This is a genomic window from Nostoc sp., assembly GCF_036917515.1.
In the GTDB taxonomy this organism is placed as follows: Bacteria; Cyanobacteriota; Cyanobacteriia; order Cyanobacteriales; family Nostocaceae; genus Nostoc.
In genome coordinates this window covers 11,995-33,498 of sequence record NZ_JBALDE010000039.1, presented here as the reverse complement: position 1 = coordinate 33,498, position 21,504 = coordinate 11,995, and the positions used below count along the sequence as shown (strand labels likewise).

The 21,504-nt window shown below is 39.9% G+C and carries 17 protein-coding genes and 1 pseudogene; 13 read left to right on the top strand and 5 right to left on the bottom strand.

Annotation, left to right across the window (positions count from 1 at the left end; genetic code table 11):
- Positions 1–199 precede the first annotated feature (199 nt).
- Positions 200–1,366: an EcsC family protein gene (locus V7K89_RS04790; protein ID WP_335184833.1), complete on the bottom strand. Its 1,167-nt coding sequence runs from the start codon at positions 1,364–1,366 to the stop codon at positions 200–202.
- An 83-nt stretch (positions 1,367–1,449) separates the two neighbouring features.
- Here V7K89_RS04790 and V7K89_RS04785 point away from each other — a divergent pair, with 83 nt between their 5' ends.
- Together V7K89_RS04785 and V7K89_RS04780 are read left to right on the top strand one after the other, a co-directional pair.
- Complete coding sequence (locus V7K89_RS04785) at positions 1,450–1,581, top strand: integrase (RefSeq protein WP_335184831.1); 132 nt, start codon at positions 1,450–1,452, stop codon at positions 1,579–1,581.
- Between the two features lie 78 nt (positions 1,582–1,659).
- Positions 1,660–3,108: a hypothetical protein gene (locus tag V7K89_RS04780; protein ID WP_335184829.1), complete on the top strand. Its 1,449-nt coding sequence runs from the start codon at positions 1,660–1,662 to the stop codon at positions 3,106–3,108.
- A 236-nt stretch (positions 3,109–3,344) separates the two neighbouring features.
- On the opposite strand, the gene V7K89_RS04775 is transcribed toward V7K89_RS04780, so the two are convergent.
- Complete coding sequence (locus tag V7K89_RS04775; RefSeq protein ID WP_335184828.1) at positions 3,345–4,172, bottom strand: alpha/beta fold hydrolase; 828 nt, start codon at positions 4,170–4,172, stop codon at positions 3,345–3,347.
- Positions 4,173–4,237: 65 nt separating this feature from the next.
- A complete protein-coding gene (locus tag V7K89_RS04770) occupies positions 4,238–4,963 on the bottom strand; it encodes a lysophospholipid acyltransferase family protein (protein WP_335184825.1) in 726 nt (241 codons plus the stop codon).
- Positions 4,964–5,342: 379 nt separating this feature from the next.
- Between V7K89_RS04770 and metG the strand changes: the two genes are divergently transcribed.
- The 5 genes from metG (at position 5,343) to menH (ending at position 10,481) form a co-directional block, all read left to right on the top strand.
- The gene (metG, locus tag V7K89_RS04765; protein ID WP_335184823.1) at positions 5,343–6,947 is read left to right on the top strand and encodes a methionine--tRNA ligase; all 1,605 of its coding nucleotides are present in this window, start codon (positions 5,343–5,345) and stop codon (positions 6,945–6,947) included.
- A 167-nt stretch (positions 6,948–7,114) separates the two neighbouring features.
- On the top strand, positions 7,115–7,744 hold the full coding sequence (locus tag V7K89_RS04760) for a LabA-like NYN domain-containing protein (RefSeq protein ID WP_334958635.1): 630 nt from the start codon (positions 7,115–7,117) through the stop codon (positions 7,742–7,744).
- Complete coding sequence (gene lptC, locus V7K89_RS04755; protein WP_335184821.1) at positions 7,744–8,946, top strand: LPS export ABC transporter periplasmic protein LptC; 1,203 nt, start codon at positions 7,744–7,746, stop codon at positions 8,944–8,946. Before V7K89_RS04760 ends, lptC begins: the two co-directional genes overlap by 1 nt.
- 92 nt (positions 8,947–9,038) lie before the next feature.
- Positions 9,039–9,440, top strand: a complete 402-nt coding sequence (locus V7K89_RS04750; RefSeq protein ID WP_335184819.1) for a metal-sensitive transcriptional regulator — start codon at positions 9,039–9,041, stop codon at positions 9,438–9,440.
- 222 nt (positions 9,441–9,662) lie between these two features.
- Positions 9,663–10,481, top strand: coding sequence for a 2-succinyl-6-hydroxy-2,4-cyclohexadiene-1-carboxylate synthase (gene menH, locus V7K89_RS04745; protein ID WP_335184817.1), 819 nt, complete (start codon positions 9,663–9,665; stop codon positions 10,479–10,481).
- Positions 10,482–10,498: 17 nt separating this feature from the next.
- On the opposite strand, the gene V7K89_RS04740 is transcribed toward menH, so the two are convergent.
- Entirely contained in the window at positions 10,499–11,173 is a 675-nt protein-coding gene (locus V7K89_RS04740) for a glycoside hydrolase family 24 protein (RefSeq protein WP_335184837.1), read from the bottom strand.
- Between the two features lie 762 nt (positions 11,174–11,935).
- Here V7K89_RS04740 and hpsJ-B point away from each other — a divergent pair.
- The 6 genes and pseudogenes from hpsJ-B to V7K89_RS04710 all read left to right on the top strand — a co-directional run bounded on the left by hpsJ-B (position 11,936) and on the right by V7K89_RS04710 (position 19,638).
- Positions 11,936–12,778 carry a hormogonium polysaccharide biosynthesis protein HpsJ gene (gene hpsJ-B, locus V7K89_RS04735; RefSeq protein WP_335184816.1) on the top strand — a complete coding sequence of 281 codons (843 nt, stop codon included), beginning with the start codon at positions 11,936–11,938 and terminating at the stop codon, positions 12,776–12,778.
- A 136-nt stretch (positions 12,779–12,914) separates the two neighbouring features.
- Positions 12,915–13,823, top strand: coding sequence for a glycosyltransferase family 2 protein (locus tag V7K89_RS04730; RefSeq protein WP_335184814.1), 909 nt, complete (start codon positions 12,915–12,917; stop codon positions 13,821–13,823).
- Between the two features lie 117 nt (positions 13,824–13,940).
- Positions 13,941–14,201: pseudogene (locus V7K89_RS04725) on the top strand (DUF502 domain-containing protein); the annotation flags it as partial.
- A gap of 122 nt (positions 14,202–14,323) precedes the next feature.
- A complete protein-coding gene (nusB, locus tag V7K89_RS04720) occupies positions 14,324–14,965 on the top strand; it encodes a transcription antitermination factor NusB (protein WP_335184812.1) in 642 nt (213 codons plus the stop codon).
- 249 nt (positions 14,966–15,214) lie between these two features.
- Entirely contained in the window at positions 15,215–16,879 is a 1,665-nt protein-coding gene (gene ftsY / locus V7K89_RS04715; protein WP_335184810.1) for a signal recognition particle-docking protein FtsY, read from the top strand.
- 1,367 nt (positions 16,880–18,246) lie between these two features.
- Positions 18,247–19,638: a PP2C family protein-serine/threonine phosphatase gene (locus V7K89_RS04710; RefSeq protein ID WP_335184808.1), complete on the top strand. Its 1,392-nt coding sequence runs from the start codon at positions 18,247–18,249 to the stop codon at positions 19,636–19,638.
- A 572-nt stretch (positions 19,639–20,210) separates the two neighbouring features.
- On the opposite strand, the gene V7K89_RS04705 is transcribed toward V7K89_RS04710, so the two are convergent.
- A complete protein-coding gene (locus V7K89_RS04705) occupies positions 20,211–21,494 on the bottom strand; it encodes an ankyrin repeat domain-containing protein (protein WP_335184806.1) in 1,284 nt (427 codons plus the stop codon).
- Positions 21,495–21,504 lie beyond the last annotated feature (10 nt).

Below are 21,504 nucleotides of genomic sequence, written 5' to 3'. Positions count from 1 at the left end.
AACTCCGTTAACGAGTCTTTGATCCTCGTTAATCCACCTCAGAACTCCGTTAACGAGTCTTTGATCCTCGTTAATCCACCTCAGAACTCCGTTAATGAGTCTTTGATCCTCGTTAATCCACCTTAGAACTCGGTTTACGAGTCTTTAATATTCGTTAATGAAGCTATGAACTCTACTCTTTTATCTCCTGCCCCATGCCCTATGCCCCAATTTTATTTGTGTCAATATTAAATTTGCTGGCGATCGCTTCTATTATTTTTTGCTCAGGTGCTGTAATCTGATTATCAAGCTGGGCAATTTTGTAACATTGAGCCAACAAAGGTATGGCAAAATCACGATTCAGTTGATTGAGCAATACATCTAAAGGCTTAGGCGATTTGATATTTTGGGCAACGGCATCCAACGAAGTCAGATTAAGGTTTAGAGCTTTTAATTCTGGTAAAATTTCTTGCCAAGTCTTTTCTGGATGACTAGCTAGGATCATGTGAACTAAGATTTGATCCATGAGGGCTTGTTGAGCGATCGCACTTTCTAGATACTTTTCACTTTCGGCTTTTAATGTTGCCAATGTTTGTGGCGATGCCAAGGAAGTAGATTCATCCAGCTTTGTTTCGTAAAATCGACAAGCAGCATACCCCAATGAATAGATCATCGTCGCATTTGAACTAGCTCCAATCACTGCACCCGCCAAGGGCACATTTCGCAGCAAGCCTAACCCCGCAGCTTTCAACAAACGCCCTCCACCCAAAGCCAACCCAAAAATTGCTAAAACTTCACCTTTCCGAGCAGGATCTTTTAAATCTAGCCCGTAGACAGATGCAATTTGATAAAGCATTTCTGACTGCAATTTTGTTGTGGCTGTTAAATCAATTGCCAACAATGCCACTGCTATTCCTGGCAAAAAACTAGTAGCTAGTCCAACTGTGGCTGCTTTAGTTGCTTTTTCCACCATGATTCGGTGAGCAAGCTGACTGGTTGATTCATTTGGATACTGTTTCTTGAGTTTGTTTACTGCCGCTTCTGCTTGTTGCAAATCAACAAGGTTAGTATCGCTAATCAGCCAATTGAGATTTAATACTCCAGATAGTTTTCTAATCAGCCAATTTTCGCTGAGGTGATTCACAACCTGACCGCTGGTTTGAGTTGTTTGTTCAATGAACTTGTGTGTTTCTTTCGCTGTCGCTTCTCCCACCCCGATTGCTGTGTCTAAAACTGCTTGGCCAGTCTCAGCAACAGTTTTAATCAAAGACTCTACTATAGACGGTTCATTTTCTATTGATGATTGAGTCTGAATTTTTACTTCTGAAGTTTCTCTGGGTGAATTAACTAATTTATTCACTTCTACTTTTTGGGGTTTGTCTGCCATTTTGACACCATCTTGTAAAGCCTCTCTTTTTTGGTTGTATCGAAGTTTGAGGGGCTTGACATCTCCCTACAAGTACAACTTCGATGAGCGATGCCGGGATACCGTTGCGCTACATTCAGGAGATATCGGGACATCAGACTTTGGCAGCTTTGGAGCGATATCTGGGTGTCACCGAGAAGCAAAAGCAAAACGCGATCTCTGCTTTGGACTTTTGAACAATCTCATCAATAAAAAAATGATTATAATTATTGTAAAATTACTGAACATACTTATCTATTAAAAATATTTAAATTATGATTTTTGATGTTCTTTTCGACGCCAAAAATGACATAGAGTATTATTTGACTGAGCTTACTTTTTCAGATGTTTACTCAGATGCAAAGTTAAGGGAGCAACTTCATGAATTAATAATAAGTATGGAGAAAATAAGAGTTCAGTTAGATACTATACCCGATATTGAACAAATTTTTGAATCATTGAAAACAAAAATTGAAGAAAGATGCAAAATTGCAAATATTGAATATAAAAAGATTATATATGATAATGACAATAGTGAAGGTTTAGAAATATTCTTACAGGAAGGACGTAGTAAAAGAAGTGTACCAATTAGCATTAGTAATGCAAGAAAAGCAGGAATACTTTTAGAACATAAATTTGAAAATTATAAATTTCTGTCTGGTTATAATGGAATATGTTCCTATGAAGATAAATATATTGAAGTTTTGATTAATTCACTGGACAAATCTTCAATTCAAAAAAATTATGACCGTCTTTTTAATTTAGATAATTCAAGAAATTCTATAAATAACATTTCGTATGATAATGATACTAAATTAGAGTTAACATATAACTCATCTGAGGGCTTAAATATTACTATATTGATTAGCCCTATTTCTGATATAGCAAAAACTTTACTGGGTAATATACAGGATGACAGTATTTCTTTAAAGATTAGTGGTTTGAATATAACACAACAAGATAAAACTGTTAGCTATCTTGAAAAATACGCAAATTCTATATTTTTTCAGATTGATTTGGTTTTAGGGTTGCCTTTAACTGTTCAACGTATTCAAACTCAAGAAGAAAATATTTTACAACACGATGCTCAAACTACTTTAAATATTAAGTACCCAGTATGCCAGTATGATAAGGAAGCTCTGTCCCTTTATTGGTATGCCCGAAGTGCTAATGAAATGCCTTTGTTACAGTACCTAGCCTACTATCAGGTAATAGAGTTTTATTTCTCCACTTATTCACAAATAAAAGCTACACGTACAATTCAAAATTTAATGAAAACGCCTGGATTTAACATTCATAACGATAACAATGTAATAAAAGTGCTAAGTATAGTAAAATCCAGTTTGGCTAGAGGTTTTATAACTGAAATTTCCCAATTAGAAGCAACACTCAAAGAATGTATTCAAATCTCATTACTTAAAGAATATTTGGAAAAAAATGAAAGACTAAAATCTTTTTTAACAAAAAAGGAAAAGGATAAAATGCTGGATTTAGAGCCATTGGCTTTAAATGATAATGATGAAATATTAAGAAACAGCATAGCAAAACGAATCTATGATGTTAGATGTAGAATAGTACACACTAAAAATGAGAATGATTTTGACAATGCAAAATCGATATATCCTTTTACTAAAGAAGCTAATTTACTAAACTGCGAAATTGAACTAATCCATTACCTTGTAAAGCGAGTTTTAATAGCTAGTAGTAGTGAATTTCAGTTGTAAGAGTGAAAAGGGTATGGGGTAAAATGAGCAATGATACCAAAAGTTACGCTGTGCGATTGCTCATTTTCATAAGATGATAGAAGAGGAAGCAGAGGGCACTTTTAAAGTAGGGGAAGAAGAATTTAATGATCGTCTTCGCTTACAAAATTGAATAATTTAATTTCTGGAAGTCCCTAACAAGCACGCTTTTGAGAGCAAGCCTACCCATTTTGGCAAAACAGCGATCGCTCCTCACCCTATCCTCTTACCTCTTGCCCTGTACCCATATCAGCATTACTTTCTAAAAAGTCGTTATCTTTAAGAATTTTATAGAGATTAGTATCTTGCTCTAGCAAACAAGCGTGTCCACAATTGGGCAACACTACAATCTTGTTATTTGGTAAGATATTCGCTATCCGGTTGACTTCACTTACAGAAGGCAAAAGGCGATCGCTAGCACCAGCAATCAACAAAACTGGTTGAGTTAAACGCCTTAACTGTTCCTGATCAATATGAAACTCTCGCAGTAAAGACAACCGCCAAAGAACGGTTTCTGCAGGTACAGAACGCATTGTTTTTAGCAAATCGTGGCGATCGCTTTGAGAAATGCGTGACAAAGATGCTAAAAATGGCAACAAGCCTAGTGCGCCAACATCATACAATCCTGATGGTACTAAGTAAGTTAATTGGGATGCCCAACTTAACCAAGGGCGAAGCTGAAAGGCTGAAGCTGGGTTAATTAGGATAATTCGCTTAAATAAATCGGGTGCTTGGATTGCCACTTTCATTGCCAAGCAACCACCAAAGGACTCACCACACAGGTAAACTGGTCTTTGAGAGCTTTTTTTTAATTCAGCATCGATCAAGTCCAATACACTTTTAGTTAGTACCTCCCAAGTGTTAAGGTCTTTGCGGGGAAGCGCCAAACAACGGACATCAAAGCCACCTTCTAATCCAGCAGTTTGCGATCGCAATAGTTGACCAGTTCCATCCATTCCTGGCAAATATACCAATAGTGGATACTCTGGCTGTACTCGTTTAGGAGTTAGAAAACAAGGGTTTAGCTCAACTTCTGTGATAGTCATTGGTCATTGATATAAAACTTTTGAACTGCTGATCATTGCTTATAAAAGCTTCAGTGCTTTTGATTTTAATAGCAACCTTGACGCAGTAAATTACTAATTTCGCCGTGACAGTGTTCCGTCAGTTCAGCCACAACAGTTCTGGCTTGTTTGCCATGATATTTTTTATGATGTTGGGGCGTAATCCAATAAGGACGACCGATTAACACCGCAACTCGACGATAAATTACCAAGGGATGCCAACCACTTTGATTAAATAAAGGTTCTGAAGGGTCGAATACAGTCAAAAATCTTAAAGGGAAGCCATTCGTGTTTACCTCTTCTAAGGAGGCGATCGCGATCGGCAAAATAGCTAAATCTTGCACATTCGCTCGTAATGCCAAATGGGCAAATCCCCGCTGAAACTCACCTACCTGATTTGGCTGAGTAAATTTCACCATTGGTGCAGTCCCTTCTGGAAATACTCCCACCATTTGCTTAGACTGCAATAGCACCTCTGACTGCGAAAAAAAGCTTTGCTGGCGGTTTTGAGTTTCTTTCAAGGGAAAACACCCCAATTGACCGGTGACAATCTCCCGCATGACTGGAACTTGTCCCATGTAGTGATGGCAAGCAAAGCGAATCGGACTCGATAACGCCGCCATTAAAATCAGTGCATCCATAAAGCTGCGATGATTGCTGACTACTAAGACGCTCGCATCTCGGGGAATGCGGTCTTCGTAATAGCGGAACATTTGTGTTGAGAATGCCGCCACCAAAGCGCGAGAAATCTCTAGGGGGCTATTTCCACTCATACCTAATCAATATATTTTCCGGTAAATATGGCAATTCGTCTGAATTTAATTTTTACATTTCTTTACTGTTGCCATGACCGTCTTAAGATAGAAATATCTAATCTGCAAAAGCAACTAGATTTTCTGCATTCTCAATTATGTATTCTTGAGCACAAGAATATCTAATAGAAACTATTCAAAAAAATTATGATTAGTTAATTTCCATTTTTTAGGTAAAAATGAGTTTAATTGATGCATATTACCAAACAATTCTTGACCTGATAAATTTGCTAGGATGAAGGCATTATTGGAAAAAATAGGAATTATATTGTATAATTGCGTGGTTTTTCCGCCAAAAACTAAGATGTAAAACGTTTTAATAAGTTCATTTTTATTTTGCATGAATCTAGTGAATAAAACAGAAAATACATTTGCGCTGACTACACCCCTATATTATGTAAACGATGTCCCTCATATAGGCAGTGCTTATACGACGATCGCAGCCGATGTAGTAGCACGATTTCACAGGTTACTAGGGCATCGGGTATTACTAATTACAGGTACAGATGAACATGGGCAAAAAATTCAGCGATCGGCAGAAAGTTTAGGGAAAGCACCACAAGAATTTTGTGATGAAATTGTCCCTAGTTTCGTGAGTTTATGGGAATTATTAGACATTCAATACGATCGCTTTAGTCGGACTACTGCGCCTCGTCATCAAGCGATCGTCAAAGAATTCTTTGAGCGAGTTTGGGAATCTGGTGATATTTACCAGGGACAACAACAAGGCTGGTACTGCGTATCCTGCGAAGAATTCAAAGAAGAACGGGATCTGTTAGAAGGACACCGTTGCCCAATTCATACTAACAAAGAAGTGGAGTGGCGAGACGAACAAAACTATTTTTTCCGCTTATCCAAATATCAAACCAAGCTGACAGAATTTTATCAATCTAAACCGGATTTTATTCAACCAGAAAGTCGGCGCAACGAAGTTCTCAGCTTTGTTAATCAAGGACTGCAAGACTTTTCTATTTCACGAGTGAATTTAGATTGGGGTTTTCCGGTACCAGTCGATCCTAAGCACACCCTTTATGTCTGGTTTGATGCGCTGCTAGGTTATGTCACAGCATTAGTTGAACCAGATGCAGAACCGACTTTAGCAAATGCTTTAGAAACATGGTGGCCGATCAACCTGCACCTAATTGGTAAAGATATTCTACGCTTCCATGCAGTTTACTGGCCAGCAATGCTATTGTCGGCTGGCTTACCCTTGCCAGAGAGAGTATTTGGGCATGGCTTTTTGACCAAAGACGGGCAGAAAATGGGCAAAAGTCTGGGTAACACCCTTGATCCTGTGGCGTTAGTTCAGCGCTATGGTAGTGATGCCGTTCGTTATTACTTCCTTAAGGAAATCGAATTTGGCAAGGATGGAGATTTTAATGAAGTTAGGTTCATTAATGTTCTGAATGCAGATTTGGCAAATGATTTAGGTAATTTGCTCAATCGCACCTTGAGCATGGTGAAGAAGTACTGTGCTGAGAATAATCTCCCATCAATAGGTAATGAAGCGATTCCTGACAAAAATCCTTTGAAAGCCATTGGTTTACGTCTAGGGGAACAGGTAAAACAGGCATATGAGGAGCTAGCCTTCAGTCAAGCCTGCGTGGCCATACTTTCACTGGCACAAGCCAGTAATAAGTTTATTGATGAACAAGCTCCTTGGTCATTATATAAACAGGGACAACAGGAGTCGGTGGAAAAGGTTCTCTACACAGTTCTAGAATCAGTTAGACTAGCAGCTTATCTGCTATCCCCAATTATTCCGAACATCAGCAGCGATATTTATCAGCAGCTAGGCTTTGGAATAAACTTTAACGATCAAATACAAAGTTCAGTTACCGCTCCTTTTGCCACCCATGCTACATGGGGGCTACTATCGAGCAAAAAACAGTTGGGTAAACACCAACCTGTTTTTCAGCGAATAGAACCTCCGAAAAACGATTAGTCCTTATCAAACTCTGATTTTGTTCAATTTTTTATTTTCTCACAAAATTTATCGTGGCTCAATTTAAATTAGCCGCAGAACATTATCATAAGCCGCTGTGACTAGCATCTAAAAGTTGGTAATTTGTATCAAAAATAACAGGGATAAAAAATTGAGGTATCACAATGATGTTGAATAATTTGGAAAACGATTCAATATTTACGCCAGAACAAGTTTTGGAGAATCGGGGTAGGGTCGCCATATTTATTGATGGCTCAAATTTATTTTATGCTGCACTGCAACTAGGTATTGAAATAGATTACACGAAGTTATTATGTCGATTAACAGGAGGTTCTAGATTACTGCGTTCTTTTTTCTACACTGGCGTAGATCGGACAAACGAGAAGCAACAGGGGTTTCTGCTGTGGATGCGTCGCAATGGCTATCGAGTCATTGCTAAGGATTTAGTCCAGCTACCAGATGGCTCGAAAAAAGCTAACCTGGATGTAGAAATCGCAGTAGACATGATGGCACTAGTAGATTCTTATGATACCGCAGTTTTAGTTAGCGGTGATGGGGATTTGGCTTATGCGGTAAATTCAGTCAGCTATCGTGGCGTGCGGGTAGAAGTTGTGAGCTTGCGTTCGATGACCAGCGACAGCTTAATTAATGTAAGCGATCGCTACATTGATTTAGAAGCTATCAAAGAAGATATTCAAAAAACCCCTCGCCAAAGCTATCCATACCGACCGTTATCTGGTATCGGTTTTTTGGAAGACCCTAGAACTAGTGACGAACACCTAGAAATCCAAGAATAATGGCGTATCAATTTCAGAAAAGAGGGAGATGGGGAAAAAGAAAAACTCAAAATTTATCCTCCACTCCCTCCTTTCTTATTTTACTTTTATTAATATTTGGTTTAGTCGCCTGCGGGGGCAAATCCCCGCTAGCTGACCAAAAAAATACTGCAGATTCATCCGATCGAGATAGCAATTTAACTTTCTTTGATGTCACCCTAGAACAAGCAGATGAAGTGGGAAGACCAATTTGGAAAGTCAGGGCTAAAACTGCAAAATACACTAAAGAAAAACAAATTGGTCAGGCTGAAAATCCTTATGGTGAACTATATCAAGATGGCAAAATTGTTTACCAAGTTAAGGCAGATGTAGCAGACATTGAACAAGATGGAAAACAATTGTTTCTTAAAGGTAAGATATTTGCCACAGATCCCAGTAATGGGATTGTGTTGCAAGGTAATGAATTAGAATGGCGTCCCAAAGAAGATTTGTTAATTGTTCGTAACAAGATTAACGGTACTCATAAAAAACTACAAGCAGTAGCACAGGAAGTGCGAGTTAAAACCCGCGAACAGCGGATGGAATTTTCTGGAGGAGTAGTAGCAAATTCTATCGATCCCCAGATGCAAGTGAGAACTGAACATTTAATCTGGAATATTAAAGAAGAAAAACTGATTGGCGATCGCCCTCTAGAAATTGACCGCTACAAAGATAATAAAATTAGCGATCGCGGTAAGGGAAATTCTGCCGAAGTCAACTTAAAAACGAAAATTGCCACTGTCCAAAAGAATGCTCAACTAGAATTACTAGATCCACCATTGCAAATAGCTAGTAACTCTATGACCTGGAACATGAACGCAGAAACTGTCACCACAAACTCGCCGACACGAATGTTCCAGCGTGCCGAAAACGTTACAGCGACAGCTAACCAAGGTGAAATGAAAATACCACAAAAAACTGTTTATTTAACAGGTAATGTCAACGCCGTTGGTCTGCGTCGCCAGTCTCTAAGATCCAATACACTAACTTGGTATTTAGATAATAAGTTAGTTGAAGCTCAGGGAAATGTTGTTTACCGACAAATTGACCCACCATTAAATTTTGTCGGTGAAACAGCAGTTGGTAATCTGCAAACAGAAAATATTGTTGTCAAAGGTGGCAGTTCTAGCGGTAGGGTAGTAACGGAGATTATTCCTCAAGAAAAAGCCAATCGTCAGCAGTAAAGTTAAGTGAATAAGAACCACTTTCACCTATAAATTTTAGGTTGGTCGAGTACTAAACTAGGATCGTAATAAAACAAGTCTTTTGATAGCCCATGAATGGATCAAACCGATTAGGTAAGGAATCTTTGCCAACATCCCAGCAAGTAGAACATTCCCAGCATCACAATCTAGACCACGAGCATAGAAATCGTACTCATGGAACTGGAGAGTTAGCTCATCCTCACGTCCATAGCGAAGAATCTTTACGGCGAATTGTCAATCGATTATCGCGTATAGAAGGACATGTTCGAGGTATTAAGTCAATGGTGCAGCAAAGTGCCCCTTGTCCTGATGTTCTACTGCAAATTGCCGCAGTGCGAGGCGCATTGGATCGAGTAGCGCGAATTGTTTTGGATGAACATTTAACTGAATGTATTGGTAGAGCCGCACAAGAGGGTAATATTGATATTGAAATTAAACAGTTAAAAGCTGCTTTAGATCGATTTTTGCCTTAAAGATTAGAAAATAATGTAAAATGCATTTGCAAAATTGCTGATGCACTAACAGTGATACATCAAAATTTAATAGTGCATTGTGACATTTACCCCAACAACATTATATTGCCAGGTGGTAGACAAACTATTTTTATAGACTTTCTTTTTTTCACTATAAGGTAACGAGGTAAAAGCTTATTTTATCAAATAATATGCTGTGCAATGATAATTTTTAGCTAGACTATGATTCTAAAAAATTATCAATTTTATTATTCTTTAACTGGCACTTTAGATAAACCACTAATTCTTTTTTTGCATGGCTTTATGGGTAACATTAACGAATTTGATCAAGCTACAAAATTACTAGTTAACGATTTTTCTTACTTGACACTTGATCTTCCAGGACACGGCAAAACTCAAGTTGTAGGTGAGGACGAGTACTATACAATGACAAATACTGCTCATGCTTTAATCAACTTACTGGATGAATTAAAAATTGCTAAATGCTTTTTAGTTGGTTATTCAATGGGTGGAAGATTGGCTTTATACCTAACCCTGCATTTTCCAGAACGTTTTCATAAAGTTGTGCTTGAGTCTGCTTCTCCAGGTTTAACAACAGTAACAGAACAATTAGAACGGATTAAAATCGATATACAAATAGGTAGAAAATTAACAATAAATTTTGAAAAAAGTGATTTTGCCGCTTTTCTATCAAATTGGTATAATCAGCCGATTTTTGGTTATATAAAAAATCATCCAGAATACGATCGCATGGTAGAAAGTCGGTTGCAGAACAATCCACAGGAATTAGATAAATCTCTGCGTTTTATGGGTACTGGATGTCAACCTTCCTTATGGAAAAAGCTACAAAGCAACATAATTCCCATGCTTTTACTAGTCGGTGAATACGATCAGAAATTTATATCTATTAATACAGAAATGGCTAAAATATGTAAATTTGCTCAGATCAAAATAATTAGCAATACCGGACACAATATCCACTTTGAAAACCCCTTGGCATTTGTGCAAAATATCAAATTATTTTTGTCTACAGCAAGTTAAAAATTAAGATAATCTTACTACTTTTTTACTGGCTTGCTAGAAGGAGTTGGGGATGGTGGTATCGGGACTTTTGGTTGTTTAGCTGCGGTTAATTCCTCTTGCAACATTTTCTGATAAACTTTAGGCAAAGAGTTACTAACAGAATTAGTCTCTATGCCATATCCTAGACTTGTCCAGGTGGGAGAGAGTCGCCGCAAAACATCATTTAACTTTCCTTGACGCAACAGTTGCGAAATATTAATTCCCCAAACTTTAGAATCATTTAACCAACGGTAAACTACTACATCTTGATATTCTGCTTCAAAACTATAAGCAGTCCAAAACATCATCCGCATCGGCTTTGGGTGATAACGAGGAGCTAAACGATACCAAGTAATGTTGATAATTTGGTATCTGCCAGCAGCGGTAGAACAATTACCTATGTTGGGACCTGTGAGAATTGCGACGCATATCTCAGGATGTCGGCTGAGGTCGTTAACTTGCTGTCCCCCATACAACAACGAATAGGGACGATTTCCACTAGCTTCACTTGCCGAGATAGTTCGCATTAAAGCGCGAATATAAGGGTCGCCCTCTTTCATCACCAAAGGCGGCTGTTTACTTTCAAAGATGGGATCGGAAGGCGATCGCAGGTCTCCAATATACCATTGCAACAAATACACAAACCCGAGAAGCGCGGCTATTGGGCCAATAAGTTTTTCAACACCTTTGAATTCAAAGCCTTTCAGAGTCTGACTCCTTCAAATTCACTCTTTTTGCTTTCCGTAAATTATCGACGAACTGATTTTAGTAAAGTTCACACCTGATTGTTAGTTATTATTTCCGATTTGCTCATTTTTTGAGGAATTAGCAAAAAAGAGTATAAATCCAAGAGTTTGTAAGTAACTGAGGTACAAAATGCCGGACTGACGCATCAAATATAAAGAGTTTCTACCTCCTACCTTAAAATCCGTAGCTTTGTACTTCATGCAAAAGAGAACTACTGTAAATCCAGCAAGCGAGATATTCGCAAAAATATCGAATAAGTATAAATTCAATTGAATATAGTAGCATATACTCTCAGTAATAATTGCTTCTTTGCTCAAATCGGACGATAGGTCGATATAACCTGATTGCAAAGGTTTTGATTTAAGTTTATACCAATGCACAACTGCGATCCCTTATAAAAAGTCTGTATTACAACCGATTCAGAACTGCGATCGGGGAGATTGGGTAATTAATGAGTGTGTTCCTTCGGCCCCGCATCAAATTAGTATATTAAAATACCATGAATTTCCGGAAGACACTGGAGATAACAAATGTTACTGTGGCCTAGTTGAAAACCAAGAGGCAGATAGCCTTTAGCAATATTGAATCTGCTTTGTGTTTTTACACAATACTCATAGTCATGGGCACAATATTCAAGTAGCTTGAAATATGAAAATCACTCGTATTCACCACCAGTTTGAAAAACTATGGTTAACCGTTTTACTTCCGTGAGTACTGCTCTCACACTTAAGGTAGTTGGAATAATCTGCATTTTGTCATTTTTCGTTGACTTTTTGATTCTGTTGTTACCCTTTCAACCCACCGATCGCGTATGGCAAATCAATTTGGGAACCGCGCTCGTCGATCGAGGAATTGTTCCTCTAGTCGGTTTGGGGCTTCTATTTGCTGCCTATTGGATTGAGAATGCTGATCCGGTAAGTGATCGCCCCCAAGGTATCGATTTAAGATTTCCCGCCGCGATTATCTCCAGTATTTTAGGGTTGATGTTCTTGCTGATTTTTCCCCTGCATCTAAATAACGTCAATCAAGCCAAGACTCAAACACTCAACCGAATCACCCAAGAAGCAGACCAAGCAGAAAATCAACTGAACACTCGGTTATCGCAATTGCAAGCACAACTGAATACTGAGCAAGGAAAAGCGCAACTTGACCAGCTGCGAAACCAAACCAAAGCTCAGTTTAGTGAAATCCTCAAAGATGACCAAAAATATAAGCAAGCAATTGAAAGCCCTCAAATTCCCGCAAATATAAAAGAGTTACTGAAGAAGGCTAAAACAAATCCCCAAGTACTTGACAAAGCTATCGAACAACAAACAGATGTTCAAACGCTGCAAACTCAACAACTGAGCCAAGTTCGCCAGCGCCGAGACGAAGCACTGCAACAAGCTAAAGACACTGCTTGGAAGTCTGGACTGCGGATTGGTATTAGCAGTTTGATATTGTCCATTGGTTACATTATTATCGGCTGGACAGGCTTAAGAGGTAGAGGTGCTGTACAAGGTGGTAAACCTAGAGCTGCCGCACGCTAATCTACTATTGGCATGGCAGTAGGACGTATTCAAACATTATTGACCATTATTGACGGCTGATACTGCCATGCGCCTAATAGCTAATAACAATAAAAAAGCAATGATCGCTGAGTAAAATCGCTATAAAACTTGAGTAATGTTCTCAATTTACATACTGACATATAACGAAGAACTAGATATTGCTGCTTGTATCGAATCGGCGATGTTATCAGATGACATCATTGTTGTGGATTCATGCAGTAGCGATCGCACTGTGGAAATCGCTAGTCGCTATCCCATCCGCGTTGTCCAACACGCTTTTGAAAGCCACGGACGCCAACGCACCTGGATGTTAGAATCTATTCCCCCGAAGCATCAATGGGTTTATATTCTCGAAGCTGACGAGCGCATGACACCAGAACTGTTTGCAGAATGCGAAAAGGCAAGTCAGAATCCAGACTACATCGGTTACTACGTGGCTGAACGCGTCATGTTCATGAATCGTTGGATTCGTTACAGCACACAGTATCCCCGTTACCAAATGCGACTCTTCCGCCACGGGAAAGTGTGGTTTACAGATTACGGTCATACTGAGCGGGAAGTTTGTGAGGGTGCAACTAGTTTTTTAAAAGAAACATACCCACACTACACTTGCAGCAAAGGTTTGAGCCGCTGGATTGACAAGCACAACCGTTATTCTACGGATGAGGCTCAAGAAACATTGTATCAGCTAGAACAGGGAAAAGTTAACTGGCAGGATTTATTCTTTGGTAAATCGGAAGTCGAAAGACGGCGTGCCCTGAAAGATTTGTCTTTGCGTTTGCCTGCCAGGCCGTTACTACGGTTTGTATATATGTATTTTATCTTAGGTGGATGTTTAGATGGACGCGCCGGGGTCGCTTGGTGTACATTGCAGGCATTCTACGAATACTTGATTTTGCTCAAAGTCTGGGAAATCAAATATTTACCAAAACCTAATTTAGATACAACAGCAATTTTGGTACAAGAAAGTACACAACAGGTGCAATGCGTAGATTCTGAAACTACACAGGTTGATGCGGCGTGAAGATAGCTGGAGATTAGAAGGATTTCTTGTATGGCGATCGCAAAATCATAAGGCGCACAGATGTGTTACACAGATTCCTGACTTCGTAAAAGTTGTCAGGGATCTTGCTTTTCATGAAGTGATATCCAAGCCCAGATATCTCGTTCTGTGCTAAGTGTTTTTATCCCCACCACCCCAAATCTGACTACCGGATGGTACGCAGTCGTTCCTGAAGACGAGGTGATGAAGCTCTCCATGTCGATTGAAGACGCCTTTAAAATAGTTATATCAGATGGCATTGTCGCACCTAATACGTCTTTGGTTTTCTCCAAAGAGTCTACATTGGAAGTGAAACACGACGAAATCAAGCAGCAGGTTATTCCCGTTGAAGAAACTTAAAATCAATCTGGCATAGTCACAAGCAAATGCGTAATGTTGTTGTTTAACTGTGCCAAAATTGATAGAATTATAAGTTTGTCTTGCCTAGTTAATCAGTTCTCGCACAATCACCCCTCAGTTTTATGCAACCTCGTAAACCCCAGCAAATTGCTCGTGAATTGGCGCTTTTAAGCCTCAGCCAATTGCCAGTTAACCCCAAGAAATTAGAGAAATTGGAAGACGATCAACTAGTATCCAAGTTGCTACTAGGAGCAGTACGCACTCTGACCTCAGAAGTACAAGATACCCTCGATAATGCCGCAGGTGAACTACAACGCAGTAATGATCGCCTCTTAAGTAGCCAAACTCGGGCCTCCGACCTCAATACTGCTAGAACCATGCTTCAAGAAGCGATCGCCTGCACCCAGACAGCAATCAATCAGTTGGGTACAGCAGTTGATTTCCCAGTATTGATTCAGTTAGCTAATCAGGACAGAGGAGTTCGGAATTATGCTAAAGAGCTTGTAATTACCGTCAACGAAAATCGACATATTATAGATGAACTCATTTCTGCTGCCTTAGTAGATTGGCAAGTAACTCGTCTCGCTCAAATTGACCGCGATATCTTGCAAATAGCTGTCGCAGAAATGAAGTTTTTAGGAGTTCCAGACAGTATCGCCATCAACGAAGCTGTGGAGCTAGCCAAACGCTACAGTGGAGACGATGGTCATCGCTTTATTAACGGTGTTTTGCGCCGAGTCACTGAGCAGAAAAAAACTGCGTAGTACTTTTGCGGAATTCACTATACTGCTGTGGAAAAAAGTCTGTAGCCGCTTCTGCGGCTTCCTCCAAGGGAAACTTCTCCCTTTTGGAGTCAAAATAAATGCTGCGCTAACGCAAAAAACTCTCTGTTGTAACGATTCTCCTTAAACTGGTGTTGAAAGGTGAGGATAACCCAGAAGTTTTCACCCAAGAAAAAGTGCAAAGTTAAATTAAACTCATAACTTATAACTCATATAACTAATACTGCTGCAATGGTTTTTAATTGGTTCCGTCGTCAACATAACGATTCCTCTAACACTCCCTCTGATAAAAAACAGGAAGAAACTCCTCCTACACAAGAGCCCCAACCAGAGCCAGCCGAAACCTCAACACCAACTGTTGAAACTGCACCAGACACAACGGCAGACTTATTGGCATTTGCGAAAGCTGCCTACAAAAATATTCAGCAAAAACAGCAAGTCGAGGTAGTAGAAACCCCACCTGATCTAGCAGATACCTTAGCACCATCAATACAACCTGAAACTGCAGAAACGGTAACTGCAAAAATCGCTGAACCAGAAGCAACTGAGAAAGTTGCTAATACAACCATAGAAACTACACAGCCAGAAGTTATACAACCTGCTAGTGAGGAAGAAATTACAGAAGATTCCTCAGTGGCAGCAATTACCGAACAGCCAGATGTCAAAAACCCAGAACTCGCGGTGAGTGAAGTTAAATCAACACCCACCGAACCACTAGCTACGCCAGAAGCAACACAGCCAACAGCACCATCCTTCTTAGAACGGGCGGCGGCAGAACGGCAAGCCAAGCTAGAACAACTGATAGCCACCGCCATTGAAGTTCCAGAACCGGAGGTAGTACAGCCAGTAGCGACAACCTTAGAGACAGAAGAAGAAATTCCTGGATTGGTATTTGATGATGGCTTTGTCTGGTCGGCGAAAGTTCTAGCAGCTCAAGGTAGAAGTGCACAAGACGTTTCGATTGAAGAAATTACCTGGCTAAAAAAGCTCCGGCAAGGATTAGATAAAACTCGCCGTAGTATTCTCAACCAACTGAAGGCAATCGTTGGTCAAGGGCCGCTAAACCTTGCTGCTGTGACGGAAATTGAGGCATTGCTTTTGCAAGCTGATGTTGGTGTAGAGGCGACAGACTTTATTATCAATGCCCTACAGACAAAACTTCGAGAAGAAGTTACCGCACCTGAAGAAGCGATCGCTTTCCTGAAAAAAATCCTTCGGGATATGCTGGATACACCGAGCAAAACCTCTCACAAAACTACCTTTACCCCAGAAAAAGAAACCTTGAATATTTGGTTAATTACTGGGGTGAATGGTGCCGGTAAAACCACCACTATTGGTAAAATTGCCCATCTTGGACAAAAATCTGGCTATAAATGCCTGATTGGGGCAGCAGACACCTTCCGTGCCGCCGCCGTAGAACAGGTGAAGGTTTGGGGTCGTAGAAGTGGCGTGGATGTAATTGCTAATCCGGGAAAGAATACAGATCCGGCAGCAGTTGTATTTGATGCGATCGCAGCCGCCCAAGCGCGTCAAACCGAATTGCTTCTTGTAGATACAGCTGGGCGACTGCAAAACAAGAAAAATTTAATGGACGAACTCGGTAAAATCCGGCGAATTATCGCTAAAAAAGCCCCAAATGCCAAGGTAGAATCACTATTGGTTCTAGATGCCACTTTAGGTCAAAACGGACTGCGGCAAGCCGAAGTTTTTTCCCAAGCTGCCCAACTCAGTGGTGTTGTCTTAACCAAGCTAGATGGCACTGCCAAAGGCGGTGTTGCCCTTGCCGTTGTGCAGCAGCTAGGTTTACCCATTCGCTTTATTGGTGCTGGCGAAGGAATTGAAGACCTACGCCCCTTTTCAAGCTATGAGTTTGTCGAAGCTCTCTTGAGTGGTTAGTTAAAAAATTTCGAGTTAAAAATTTTTCTTAACAAACTTAGGGCTTAGGCAATACTGTATGATTCTTTTCTGGGAGACACTGCGCGTTGGCGTAAACCTCTAACAGAGAAGGAGATTCGATAAATTAAGCTTTTTAGCGATTTTTTCGTAAGTTCTAAAGCTGATAAATTTAGGGATGACTGATCTGTTATTATCACTTGAACTAACTAGAAACAGCTCAAGTTCTAAAATTATGAATTTGTCACAATAAATGGGTAAGTTTTGCTAAAATTTCTAGCTAATGCCCTTATTGAAGTCTTAAACGGGCTTTTTAAATGTAGTAGTAGGGTATTTAGTGCGACATACAAAAGCCCCTAGACTTTCATCTTGCAGCAATTGAAAAGGGAATCGAGACGCTCACACCCACAAATACAACTACTATATTGTAGGATAGACAGCAGTCTCAGTGGTAAGCAGTGCGTTAGGAAACCAGCGCGGGTGATTTCAGCGCTGCGGAAGGTTTCCCCTCCATAGGTGTTTAGTGTTGGTTATGGCAACTGGTTTGTGCAACGTCTCTTGATAGGTTTGAATTCTGATGATTAAATGAAAACACTTTTTCTGGCTTTTGACTTAAAGTTTTTGGAAGATATTTCTTCTATTTTTAATGTCATTTATTCTATTCATATCTTAACACTTACCAAATGACTTACCCCTAGAATAATCACAGACTAATGGTTTAACTTTATTACATCAGACCAAGAAGATAAAGTTGCTTCGCTTTTATCCCGTTTTGATGGGGTTAAATTTTGTCTATTCAGCAACTCAAAATTCACAAAATGAGAAAGTAAAAATGGAAAAGCTCAATCTTGGCGATTATCCCAGCAATTATGGTATACAAATTCAGTATTTGAAAACTTATTGATATATTCTCAAATTTGGGGATGAGTGAAAGTCTGTTTTTTAACAAATCGAGCTCAATTTGAGTGCTTATAGAGAGAGATTTTAATTCAAAAGACTTCTAGTCTCTTAGTTGCTTCTGCCCAAACAGCTCCTCTGAAAACGTTATAAATTATTCTTTGAATAAAGTATTTTTATGACTTTAGAGATATGCTTTGGTAATTAAGTTATGAAAAAATGAAAAACTTTCTGATACATCAGTAAAACTAGTAATTTTTACGGGTAGAATTTGGACTAAAAATACATGATATGAAATTACTAATATTCCATCAAAAACACAATAAGCAGATAAAATACTTATAAAATTTGTCTGTTACGTCTTTATACTCTTGCTAAAATAGCAAGTCTTGTCTAAATATGGTTTAGCAATGCCAAAGCTAAAAGATTTATAAGTAATCTAAAATCTGCCAATATAAAGTGCAATAATACCTGTGCCTGTGTCTCAACTGCCCTCTCAACCCACTGATAATAATAGTAGTGCCACCACAGATGTCACACCAGTCGTGGCACTCAAAGAACTCGTCGCAAGGTTGCACCGGGAACAGAACAAAATTCAAGATTTGCTAAGTTCTTTAGGATTTGCCCTGAGAAGTTTCAATAATTTGAATCAGTTTTTGGAACTGATTCCGCTGATGGCAACAAGAGTAACAGATGCAGACGGTAGCGCCCTGTTTCTCTACAAACCTAATGGTCAAGTCAGGTTAGAACAGTTACATTGGCAAGATAGTGGCCAGCGCAAGAATATCCGCAAAGCGCTAGAAATAGCCAGTAGTCAAATCACGCTTTTACCCAATACTGCCCCCCTAGCGAAAGCCACGGGGATTTTGGATGACCAGATGCATCGCTATTTGGGTCCAGATGTGCAAATCTTTGGTACAGCGATTCTGGTAAAGCATACAGAACGGGGATGGCTCTATGTCTTGAGCCGCGATCCAGAATATAGTTGGACAGAAACCAGGCAAAAGTTAGTTAGGTTAGTGGCAGACCAAACAGCGGTAGCGATCGAAAACGATGAACTAGCTGTAGAACTAAGAAAAAAAGAACGCCTAGACCAAGAACTAGAAATTGGCGCAGAAATTCAACGGCGACTTCTACCACGTCAATGCCCTACAATTCCTGGTGCAGTCCTAGCGGCACGCTGTAAACCTGCCAATCGCGTTGGCGGAGACTACTACGACTTTATTGCTACCAATCATAATAAGATTCAGCCCAAAATCAAAGGTGGCACCGAAACTAGTCGCTGGGGTTTGGTTATTGGAGATGTCATGGGCAAAGGTGTCCCTGCTGGGCTGATTATGACGATGATGCGAGGAATGCTACGAGGAGAAGTGCTACATGGTAATTCCCCCGCCAGAATTCTACAAAACTTAAATAGAGTTATGTATGCGGATTTAGAAAATTCCCATCGCTTTGTAACACTATTTTACTCAGAATATAACCCCCACAGCCGAATTCTGTCTTATAGCAATGCGGCACACAATCCTCCTTTATGGTGGCACGCAGCTACAAAAACTGTCACCCGTTTAGATACTTTGGGAATGTTAATCGGTTTGGATGCTAACAGCCAATATGAAGATGCCCAGGCACAGCTAGAGCCTGGAGATACTATTATTTACTATACAGATGGCTTAACTGATGCCGCTGCTGCTGGTGGCGATCGCTTCGATGAAGACAATTTTGTTACTGGCTTCAATACGGCTTGTAAATACTGCAATGGGCCAGAGGAGATTGTGGATTATCTATTTGACCAAGTTCAGCAATTCATCGGTGCTGATAAACAAAACACTGATGATATGACACTAGTTGTTCTGCAAATCTTATAATCATTGGCTATTTATACTCGTTCAAGTCATGAGTCAATGCTTGAGTTTATGGTGACAGAGCATTCACCATAGTGATTTCACTAAATTTAATTTTTTATTTATTTTTCTTTGAGTTTCCGTAGCGATCTCTCAAACGTTTGCACATCAACCTTTTTTGGTGATTGTTTGTATTTAGCCTTTAGGATAAAAATATAAAAAATGATCGTTAGAATACTTTTCTGTTCAATTAAAAATTATATATTTTGCACATCTAGCACAGTAGGAAACACCAAGGGGGAGAGCAGGTAAAAGGTAAAATGTACAAGGTAAAAAGTAAAAGGTAAATTTACTTCTTCATTTTTGCTTTCTTTCTATCCTTGTGACGCAAGCATTTGGTCTGCTCCCTTTTGGCGTTTTAATTTTTTCTTTCTCCGCCGTAGCAAGTTCACAACAGCTACGACGGAGTTTTGCTTTCTTTGTTTCTTCGCCCTAGATTTGGTTTTTTAAACTTCCTTGGTATTTAAGCTGTTAACCTTCATTTAATAATTTGTCAAGAGATTTATGAAAATATTTTAGATGAAGAAATTAGATTACTATTCTTGCGAACCAGCTTTTTGCAGACTCTGCACCACATTCTTATAACCATTAAATTCTGCAATCATCAAAGCAGTATAACCGCCCCGATTTTTCAAATTCACATCTGCCCCAGCTTGGAGTAATAACTGCACAATTTCGCCATAACCTGCTGAAGCAGCCCACATCAATGATGTGGCCCTCGCTGAGTCTTGAAAATTCACATCTGCCCCCTTTGCCAGCAGCAAATGTACGATCTCTTTGTGTTTGTGTTCGGTTGCCTTAATCAAAGCAGTTTTGCCATCATCCCCTAGAGTGTTGACATCAGCACTATAGTCTAACAACACTTGCACCGTTTGGGTGTGTCCTTGTGATGCAGCCAACGTCAAAGGTACTTCACCAAGATTTTTCCCATTTATATCTCCGCCAGAACATAGCAGTGCCTCGACAATATGGCTATGTCCCTGCAATGCTGCTACAAGCAGTGGTGTATCACCCAGGTGGTTGCTAATTTGGACATCTGCACCCCTGTTAAGTAATATTTGCACGACATCAATGTAGCCTTCCACAACAGCAAGGTGTAAAGCAGTTTCACCATCTTTATCTTGGAGATTAATCTCACCACCTCCATCTAGTAAAGCTGCTGCGATCGCACTGTGTCCAGCCGCTGCTGCTGCCGATAAGGCAGTTCCACCATCAGCGTTTTTCATATTCACATCAGCCCCTGCAGCTAGCAGTGCTTCCACAATCTCCAGATGTCCCAAGTCTGCCGCTAGCATTAAGAGTGTCTCACCCTCCTGATCGCGGATATTGACATCAACACCAGTTTGGAGAATTGCTTCTATAATTTCTATTTTTCCCTGCTTAACGGCGAGTTTCAACGCCATATCATCATCTTTATCAGCAATATTAACTTGGGCATTAGCAGCCAATAAAACTCGCACTACATCAATATGACCTTTGAGTACTGCTGCCATTAAAGCTGTACTGCCATCTTCATTAGTGGCATTAATATCTGCACCTCTAGATAGTAAAAGTTGCACAATGTCAAGCTGTTTGGCACTAGCCGCCAACATCAATGCCGTCAAACCATAGAGTTTTCTGGGCAAGTTGATATTTGCCCCAGCATCCAGAAGCGATCGCACAATTTCGGTGTAGCCTAAATTGGTAGCAAACATCAACGCCGTAGTGCCCTGGCGATCGCACGCGTCCACCCTCGTACCAGCAGCCAATAGCGCACACAGCCCTTTAATATCACCACTTTTAGCAGCTTTAAGCAGCAAAGTATCTTTGTTTTCAGTCATGGATCAGATC

Coding starts and splice junctions, on each gene's coding strand:
- V7K89_RS04790 (WP_335184833.1), bottom strand. CDS start 1,366: ATGGCAGACAAACCCCAAAAAGTAGAAGTGAATAAATTAGTTAATTCA.
- V7K89_RS04785 (WP_335184831.1), top strand. CDS start 1,450: ATGAGCGATGCCGGGATACCGTTGCGCTACATTCAGGAGATATCGGGA.
- V7K89_RS04780 (WP_335184829.1), top strand. CDS start 1,660: ATGATTTTTGATGTTCTTTTCGACGCCAAAAATGACATAGAGTATTAT.
- V7K89_RS04775 (WP_335184828.1), bottom strand. CDS start 4,172: ATGACTATCACAGAAGTTGAGCTAAACCCTTGTTTTCTAACTCCTAAA.
- V7K89_RS04770 (WP_335184825.1), bottom strand. CDS start 4,963: ATGAGTGGAAATAGCCCCCTAGAGATTTCTCGCGCTTTGGTGGCGGCA.
- metG (WP_335184823.1), top strand. CDS start 5,343: ATGAATCTAGTGAATAAAACAGAAAATACATTTGCGCTGACTACACCC.
- V7K89_RS04760 (WP_334958635.1), top strand. CDS start 7,115: ATGTTGAATAATTTGGAAAACGATTCAATATTTACGCCAGAACAAGTT.
- lptC (WP_335184821.1), top strand. CDS start 7,744: ATGGCGTATCAATTTCAGAAAAGAGGGAGATGGGGAAAAAGAAAAACT.
- V7K89_RS04750 (WP_335184819.1), top strand. CDS start 9,039: ATGAATGGATCAAACCGATTAGGTAAGGAATCTTTGCCAACATCCCAG.
- menH (WP_335184817.1), top strand. CDS start 9,663: ATGATTCTAAAAAATTATCAATTTTATTATTCTTTAACTGGCACTTTA.
- hpsJ-B (WP_335184816.1), top strand. CDS start 11,936: ATGGTTAACCGTTTTACTTCCGTGAGTACTGCTCTCACACTTAAGGTA.
- V7K89_RS04730 (WP_335184814.1), top strand. CDS start 12,915: ATGTTCTCAATTTACATACTGACATATAACGAAGAACTAGATATTGCT.
- nusB (WP_335184812.1), top strand. CDS start 14,324: ATGCAACCTCGTAAACCCCAGCAAATTGCTCGTGAATTGGCGCTTTTA.
- ftsY (WP_335184810.1), top strand. CDS start 15,215: ATGGTTTTTAATTGGTTCCGTCGTCAACATAACGATTCCTCTAACACT.
- V7K89_RS04705 (WP_335184806.1), bottom strand. CDS start 21,494: ATGACTGAAAACAAAGATACTTTGCTGCTTAAAGCTGCTAAAAGTGGT.